At 46.3% G+C, this 7827-nt stretch carries 6 protein-coding genes; 2 read left to right on the top strand and 4 right to left on the bottom strand.

All coding sequences use genetic code 11. The annotated features are described in order from the left end of the window. Nucleotides 1-78: 78 nt before the first annotated feature. Complete coding sequence (locus tag AACP44_RS02420) at nt 79-558, bottom strand: cyclic nucleotide-binding domain-containing protein (protein ID WP_339338648.1); 480 nt, start codon at nt 556-558, stop codon at nt 79-81. Nucleotides 559-737: 179 nt separating this feature from the next. Here AACP44_RS02420 and mrcB point away from each other — a divergent pair, with 179 nt between their 5' ends. Next, nucleotides 738-2999 carry a penicillin-binding protein 1B gene (gene mrcB / locus AACP44_RS02415; protein ID WP_339338646.1) on the top strand — a complete coding sequence of 754 codons (2262 nt, stop codon included), beginning with the start codon at nt 738-740 and terminating at the stop codon, nt 2997-2999. Nucleotides 3000-3042: 43 nt separating this feature from the next. Here mrcB and AACP44_RS02410 read toward each other — a convergent pair whose 3' ends face one another. Next, entirely contained in the window at nt 3043-4515 is a 1473-nt protein-coding gene (locus tag AACP44_RS02410; RefSeq protein ID WP_339338644.1) for an ATP-binding cassette domain-containing protein, read from the bottom strand. A 51-nt stretch (nt 4516-4566) separates the two neighbouring features. Here AACP44_RS02410 and AACP44_RS02405 point away from each other — a divergent pair, with 51 nt between their 5' ends. Next, nucleotides 4567-5151, top strand: a complete 585-nt coding sequence (locus AACP44_RS02405) for a CoA pyrophosphatase (RefSeq protein WP_339338642.1) — start codon at nt 4567-4569, stop codon at nt 5149-5151. Nucleotides 5152-5156: 5 nt separating this feature from the next. Here the strand turns inward: AACP44_RS02405 and AACP44_RS02400 are convergent, their stop codons facing one another. Next, entirely contained in the window at nt 5157-5780 is a 624-nt protein-coding gene (locus AACP44_RS02400; protein WP_339338640.1) for a hypothetical protein, read from the bottom strand. Between the two features lie 30 nt (nt 5781-5810). Then, nucleotides 5811-7733, bottom strand: coding sequence for a 1-deoxy-D-xylulose-5-phosphate synthase (dxs, locus tag AACP44_RS02395; protein ID WP_339338638.1), 1923 nt, complete (start codon nt 7731-7733; stop codon nt 5811-5813). Nucleotides 7734-7827: the final 94 nt, after the last annotated feature.

The raw sequence follows: 7827 nt of genomic DNA, 5'->3' as shown, positions 1-7827 counted from the left end.
TTAACGCTATGCCAAAAGGCTGCCTGCGGGTGGCCTTTTTTTATGCCTGCGATTTGCTATGGCTAGAATTATTTTTTGTTAAGACGACAGAGTATTGCTGTTTGCTATCTGTAATTGGAACCAGCGATTATCAGAAGCTCGTAAGCGGCGGCTGACTTCCCTGCCCATATTCATCTGGATAATAAGAAACTGTTCAGGGTTCTGTTGGAATAGGCTATGCAAGGCCGAAGAAGGGATTTCTATCGCCGTACAGTCTGTCTCTGCACGGACCGATGCGCTGCGCGGGCTAAAGTCGATCAATGCTAGCTCTCCAAAACAATCGCCATGCTCGGCATGGCGTAGGATATATTCTTTGTTTTCATGTTTCTTGAAAACGACCGAGCGGCCTTGCTCAATTAAGAACAGCGAATCGCCTTGTTCATCTTGATGAAAAAAGTACTCCCCCGCAGTTAGATTGATGGTTTTTGATTGACCGAGAATGAGCGCTACGCTCGCCTCGTTAATGGCACCAAAAAATGGCATAGACTGTAATAAGTGAATACGTTCTTCTGCGGTCATGGTTTATATCCTAAACATCAATACTGACCTACATTAAAGCTCTTGTCGGTGATTTTTGCCAGTTATCGGCTGCAATATACTTTGTTTTTAACACGAAATGTAATGGCCGATTATTCGTTGAGTTGGACGATGTGTTGCCATGTTATATGATGATGGACAAATAACGCAGGAAAACCATTTTGGCCAACAACAAGAAAAAAACTGCCGCCCCATTCCCTTGGTTGAAGATGTGTTTAGCGTTGACCGTCTTAGTGTTTGGCTGTCTGATTTATCTTGATGCCAAAGTGCGCTATAGCCTTTATGAGCGCCAGTGGCAATTGCCAGCCAGAGTCTACGCCCGCTCCCTAGTTTTATCACCGCAAAAAAAGTTAGCAGCGGATGATTTGTATCAAGAACTAAAACAACTGGGCTATCAGCAGGGCAGTGATCGTCAGCCAGGCAGTGTAAGGCGTCAAGGAAATCAATTCTGGATTTACAGTCGAGGTTTTCAGTCGATTGATAACAAGGCTGCGGTTAAGCCTGTTCGCTTTACCATCAGTTTTAACAATAATACCGTGGTTCAATTGGAAAGCATTACCGGCACACCGTTAAATCATGTGCAGCTGGAACCTATAGAGATAGGCAGTATCTATTCCCGACATCGTGAAGATCGGTTATTAGTCAAGCTCGAACAGGTACCGCAGAGTTTGCAGGATATTTTGCTGTTGATTGAAGATCGTAACTTCTATCAACACGTTGGTTTGTCGCCTCGCTCAATTGCCAGAGCAATGATGGCTAACTGGCAGGCAGGCCGAACGGTACAGGGTGGTAGCACCATTACCCAGCAGCTAGTTAAAAATGTCTTTTTATCTTCGGATCGAAATTTATGGCGTAAAGGTATTGAAGCCATTATGTCGCTGTTAGTAGAGCTGAACTTTAGCAAGCAAGAAATTTTACAGTCCTACTTAAATGAAGTTTATCTTGGTCAGGAAGGTCCGCGAGCTATCCATGGTTTTGCGTTAGCCAGCCGTCATTATTTTAATCGTCCGTTGGAACAATTGGACGCCAGCCAAATTGCCTTACTGGTGGGTATGATCAAGGGTCCTTCCTTTTATGATCCCTGGCGCCATCCTCAGCGGGCGATTGAGCGCCGCAACGTTGTGCTCAGAGTGATGGCTGAGCATCAGTTGATTTCACCGCAGCAACAACAACAATTACAGCGACAACCGTTGAAGTTGGCTAAGGCCAATGCTGTCGCCAATGTCTACCCGGCTTATTTGGATTTGGTGCGGCGGCAATTACGCAGAGATTATAGTGCGCAAAGTTTACAAACCGAAGGCATGAAAATATTTACCGCTTTTGATCCGATTGTGCAGCGCCATGCCGAGCAAAGTTTGGCTGCTATTCTTAAAGACAAAACCAAAGAACAGCAGGGTGCGATAGTGGTGACAGATGTCAACAACGGTGATGTCGTCGCGGTGGTCGGTGGCCGGCAGATGCGCTATGCCGGTTTTAACCGTGCGTTGGATGCCGTTCGTCCTATAGGTTCATTGATAAAGCCGGTGGTCTATCTATCTGCCTTGCAACAATCACAGCGTTTTACCCTGGCTTCCACTATTAGTGATGGCCCAGTAGAGGTGGCAGGTCAAGATGGTTCTATTTGGCGACCGCGTAACTTTGATAGAACCAGTCATGGCAAGGTTTTATTGCATCGTGCTCTGGCCAATTCCTATAATCAGGCTACAGCCCGTTTAGGGATGCAAGTGGGTTTGTCTAACGTTGTTGATGTGGTGCAGCGGCTAGGCGTTACGCGTCCGGTTGCAGAGTTGCCGTCTATGTTATTAGGCGCTGTGGCCTTATCACCGCTTGAGGTGGCTGGTATGTATCAGGCTATTGCTTCAGCCGGTGTTTACAGCCCGCTGCGTTCGATTGTTGATATCGCTGATAATAATGCACAGCCTTTGGCCCGTTACCCGGTTGTACAAAAACAGGTTATCGCTAAACCACTTATGCATTTGCTGCATTATGCGATGGTAGAAGTGGTGGAAGAAGGGACTGGTAAAGCGGTTCGGCAACGATTGCCAGAATCTTTTTTAGTGGCGGGTAAGACCGGCACAACCAATGATCTGCGTGATTCATGGTTTGCTGGTTTTGCCGGTGATTATCTGGCAGTCGTATGGATGGGTAGGGATGACAATAAAAGTGCAGGCCTAACCGGTAGCGTTGGTGCCTTAAAAGTCTGGCGTGAGTTTATCGCCAGAGCTAGCCATCAGCCTATGGACTTTTCAGTGCCATCGGGTATCGACTATCGTTGGGTGAATGAGAGTACCGGTTTGTTGAGTCGTGAAATGTGTGAAGGTTCTCGCTATATACCGTTTTTACGTGGCACAGCGCCCACGGCACGGGACAGTTGCTCGACGACTTTACCCGGGGTGCTGCAATGGTTTAAAAATTTATTTTAGTTTTTTATCGTATAGAAATAATGATCAGGTGTTGGTCAATAAATTAGTATTCACTGACCACGCTGGTATAGCCGCCTTTTGAGTGTGGCACCAGCTGCAATTGTTGGTTGATGCATTGGGGTATCTCATTGGCACTATGGCTGACATAAAGAATATGGCAATCACCTCGCTCGGCGATTTTATCGATCAAGCCTAGGATTAATAATCGGTGCAGTTTATCTAGGCCAATACAGGGTTCATCCAAGATCAGTACCAAGGGCGACTTCACCATCGCTCTTGCTAGCATGGCCAGGCGTTGTTGCCCAAAAGAAAGTCGATTAAAAAATTGCGTGGCAATATGTTCCAGTCCCATCACGTTTAACCAGTGCAAAGCAATCTTGCGATCATTACCAGTACATGGCTGATAGAGCCCAACACTGTCATAAAGGCCGGAAGCGATGACTTCAGCTACCCGTATGCGGCCAATATGATTGAGTTGCAACTGCGTATTAACGATGCCAAATTTCTGCTTCAGTTGCTGAACACTTTCACCACTGCCACGGGTATTGCCAAACAGACTGATTTGTTGGCCGTAGGCTTTATGGTTATCGCCGCTTAATAAACTTAATAGTGTCGATTTACCGGCACCGTTGGGCCCGGTAATCACGCAGTGTTGTCCCCAGTCCAATTGCCAATTAATATCGGTTAAAATAGCCTGCTCGTTGTAGCTGATATTGACTTGCTGCAAATTCAGCAAAGGTTGTGCCTTATCAACCTTATAGCGACGTTCGGTGGCTACTGGTAAATCGCCGATGCGAATCCTGTTCGGTGACACTTTGGTTTTTGCCAGCACCTTATCACGCTGACCACTGGCTTGTATTTCGCCATGCTCCAGCCACAAAATATGATCGACACTATCCGGAATTTCATCAGTCTGTTTAATTAATAGCAGTACTTTTAATGGCGATAACAGCAGTTGGTCAATTAAGACTTTTAATTCAGTTTGAGACTGTTGATCGAGACCTTCGAAAGGGTTATCCAGAATCAAAAGTTTGGGCTGATTAAATAAGGCTCTTGCCAGTAACGTTTTGCGACTTTCTCCGGTCGAGACAAAACGGATGCCACGGTTGAGAATATGGTCAATATGACACTGTCTGGTAATGGCGGCAAAGTTTTCGTCGGGTGATTTTTTTTGCAATACAATTTGCGCCACGGTGGTGCCGATATCAGCGGCATCATCGCGGTCTTCACTATCATCATAACGGATATCGTGATTAATTAGTTGACGCTGTAATTCAAAGCTTAGATGCAAAATATCCTGCTCGGGATTAAGCCCTTGCTGCCTAACGATGCTGCCACGTTGAGGCCTTAATTGATCGCTTATCAGTTGCGCTAAGGTACTTTTGCCGGCGCCATTACCGCCCAAGATTGCCCACTGCTGATTTTGCTGCCAGTGCCAGTCAATATCCTGTAACACTGGATCGGTACGATACGCTGCGCAAACTTGATGGAAGTGTATAATGGTGTCTGTACTCATGGAAGCGAATGTTACTATAGATAAGCCTAAAATGGTGATGGGGAAGGGTTGGTGGTGGTAAAAACATTTCAGCAAGCACGGCATCAATTAACGTTATTTAAACCAAAAAAGAAATGGTATCGCCGTTGGGTAAAGCGCTCAGCTATCGCGTTAATTCTGCGTCAAACAGAAGCCGGCTTAGAAGCCTTGATGATTAAACGCGCTGATCGCGAAGGTGATCCTTGGTCAGGTCATATGGCTTTCCCCGGTGGCAGGGGTGATCCTGCTGACAATAACAATCTACAGACAGCACGTCGTGAAACTTGGGAAGAGATTGGTCTGGATACCGATCAATATGCGACATACTTGGGGCGCCTTTCTGATGTGGCGACATTCTCATTGATAAACCCGCTGCATATGGTGATCACGCCCTATGTTTTTATGGTTGAGCAGGTACCAGAATTAAATCTTAACCATGAAGTCGCTGAAGTTGTTTGGATACCCTTGTCGTTTATCGCCAATAAGGATAACCGCCAAAGTATGCAATGGCAGTTTAGAAATAGAGTGCGAAATTTGCCCTGTTATTTTTTTCAGCAGCGACGGATATGGGGCTTGTCGCTACTGATGTTGGATGAGTTGGTGGGGGTATTTCGATAATCTTTTTATTGCTGTTGCAAAAAAAGCTGCGTCTCTCGCATTAATTTTTTTGCTGCCGTCAACGGCTTTGCCGCCTCAATCAGCGCCTGCTCGGGAATAATTCCTTTGATATAGGCATCAATTAATTCTAGCAGTACAGGATTCATCGTTTTATTTTCCCATTCCCAGCGCCGTCCCTGCACTAAATTACCGGTCACCCATCCCTCTTCAAGCTTTAACCAGTTGGCACCACACTTCGATATATAATAATCGTTCACTCGACCATAGCTGATATTAGGTGTGCTGGGATCAAATCCGCCAGCGATATCTTTGGTGATCTTGGTGAGCGCCATCACCCATTGCGAACCAACAGCAAAGTCTTTAATGGGTGGACGACAAAGTTGACCATTATCACCCCAGATACGAATATCTGGCTTGAACTCAGTAAAGTTTATACCGCGATCATAGTGAGTGCGCTCGATGTTAAAATCAGCAGAATTACCTTTACTGCCAATAACAGTGCCGCTAACAATCAGGTCTGCTTTTTTATAGGCCTTGGTAAAAGACCCCTGCCATAAACAATCACAGCTTAAAGCCTGTTGATTCAAAAACAGGGCCATTAAACAACTAAGTTTAATCAGCTTGAGCATTGTCGTTAGAGATAATCGCTAAGTAGCCAGTTAAAGGTGTTTGGATTGCCGCGCACTGATCGATGGGTTCAGTATCGCCAGCCGTTGTTCAATACGGTCAAGAATGCCGTCGCTATCTAAACCGCAAGCAGCTAATAAATCCTCATGCTTGCCATGATCGATAAAAAGATCTGGTAAACCTAAATGCAGCACTGGCAAATTAATGCCTTGACTGCTGAGATATTCACTAACACCAGCACCAGCACCACCGGCAATAGCGTTTTCTTCCAGAGTAACGATTAGGCTATGTGTGCTGGCCAATTGGTCAATTAGATTTTCATCCAGAGGTTTTACAAAACGCATATCTGCGACGGTGGCGTTGAGCTGCTCCGCTGCAGGTATGGCGTTTGCCAGTAAGGTACCAAAATTTAAAATGGCAATGTCAGTACCTTGGCGGCGAATAATTCCCTTGCCAATTTCAAATGCCGTCATTTTTTGTTCGATAACAGCGCCAGGGCCGGTGCCTCTTGGATAGCGTACCGCAGCGGGGCCTTGATATTGAAAGCCGGTGTAGAGTAACTGCCGAGTTTCGTTTTCATCGGAGGGTGCCATCACTAACATATTGGGTATGCAGCGTAAAAAACTCAGATCAAAACTACCAGCATGGGTGGGGCCGTCTTCACCGACTAAACCGGCTCTATCAATAGCGAACAAAACGTTTAGATTTTGTAGTGCGACATCATGAATCAATTGATCATAAGCGCGTTGTAAAAAAGTAGAGTAAATAGCGACAATAGGTTTTAGACCATCGCAAGCCATCCCGGCAGCCAAGGTTACAGCGTGTTGTTCGGCAATTGCGACGTCGTGATAGCGCTCAGGAAATTGTTCAGAAAACTCAATCATCCCCGAACCTTCACCCATGGCAGGGGTGATGCCGATTAATAATTCATCCTGCTTTGCCATATCACAAAGCCAGTCGCCAAAAACTTTTTGATATTTTGGTTTTTTGGTAACGGTTGTTATGGTTGATGGAGCGCTTGGTTTAACTTCAATTTTATTGATGGCGTGATAACCGACAGGGTCTTCTTCCGCCGGCGCAAACCCTTTGCCTTTCTGCGTCATAATATGTAGCAGTTGTGGGCCGGGTAATTCCCGCATATTGCGAATAGTATTTATCAGCGTTGGCAGATCATGGCCATCGATGGGGCCAATATAATTGAAACCCAGTTCTTCAAAAATAACGCCGGGTGCAACGAAGCCTTTCATCGATTCTTCAAGGTGGCGCGCAACACTCCAAGCCTGTGGAATTTTCGACAGCAGGTTTTTGCCGCTGGCGCGTAAATTGGTATAGGCTTTACTGGCCCAGATTTTTGAAAAATACGTATTTAAACCGCCAGAGTTATGAGAAATCGACATTTGGTTGTCGTTAAGAATAACCAACATATCGGCGTTGACATGGGCAGCGTGGGCGAGTGCTTCAAAGGCCATGCCCGCGGTCATCGCACCATCGCCAATGACGGCAACGGTCTTGCGATCAATGCCCTGTTCTCTTGCGGCCAGAGCCATCCCTAAGGCGGCGCTAATGCTGGTACTTGAATGGCCAACACCAAAGGTGTCGTATTCGCTTTCGCTACGTTTTGGGAAGCCGGCCAGCCCATTTTGAGTGCGTATTTTATGCATTTGCTCGCGGCGGCCGGTCAGAATTTTATGCGGATAAGTCTGATGGCCGACATCCCAGATCAGGCGGTCTTCTGGGGTGTTATACAAATAGTGCAGGGCAATCGTTAATTCAACCACGCCTAAACCGGCACCAAAATGCCCGCCGCTTTGCCCCACGCAGTAGAGCAAAAATTCACGTAACTGATCAGCCAGCTCAGGCAGTAGGTCATCGTCCAATTGCCGAAGGTCAGCCGTTTGATTAATGCTGTCTAGCAGTGGAGTTTCAGGACGCAGGCGAGGAATTTCAGTGAACATAGGGTCTAAACATAGAGTCTAATTGTGATGCCTTGTTATTTTGCCTTGTGCAGAGCGCCGATTGTAACTCAAAAAGCCTCGTGAGGGGGAGTCA

Origin of the sequence: uncultured Oceanicoccus sp., from assembly GCF_963968385.1 — a bacterium.
Classification (GTDB): Bacteria; Pseudomonadota; Gammaproteobacteria; order Pseudomonadales; family Dasaniaceae; genus Oceanicoccus.
This window is presented reverse-complemented; position numbering and strand designations above follow the sequence as displayed.

What these genes read in the sequence shown, in the direction of transcription:
- AACP44_RS02420 (WP_339338648.1), bottom strand. Translation starts at nt 558, where the DNA reads ATGACCGCAGAAGAACGTATTCACTTATTACAGTCTATGCCATTTTTT.
- AACP44_RS02410 (WP_339338644.1), bottom strand. Translation starts at nt 4,515, where the DNA reads ATGAGTACAGACACCATTATACACTTCCATCAAGTTTGCGCAGCGTAT.
- AACP44_RS02400 (WP_339338640.1), bottom strand. Translation starts at nt 5,780, where the DNA reads ATGCTCAAGCTGATTAAACTTAGTTGTTTAATGGCCCTGTTTTTGAAT.
- dxs (WP_339338638.1), bottom strand. Translation starts at nt 7,733, where the DNA reads ATGTTCACTGAAATTCCTCGCCTGCGTCCTGAAACTCCACTGCTAGAC.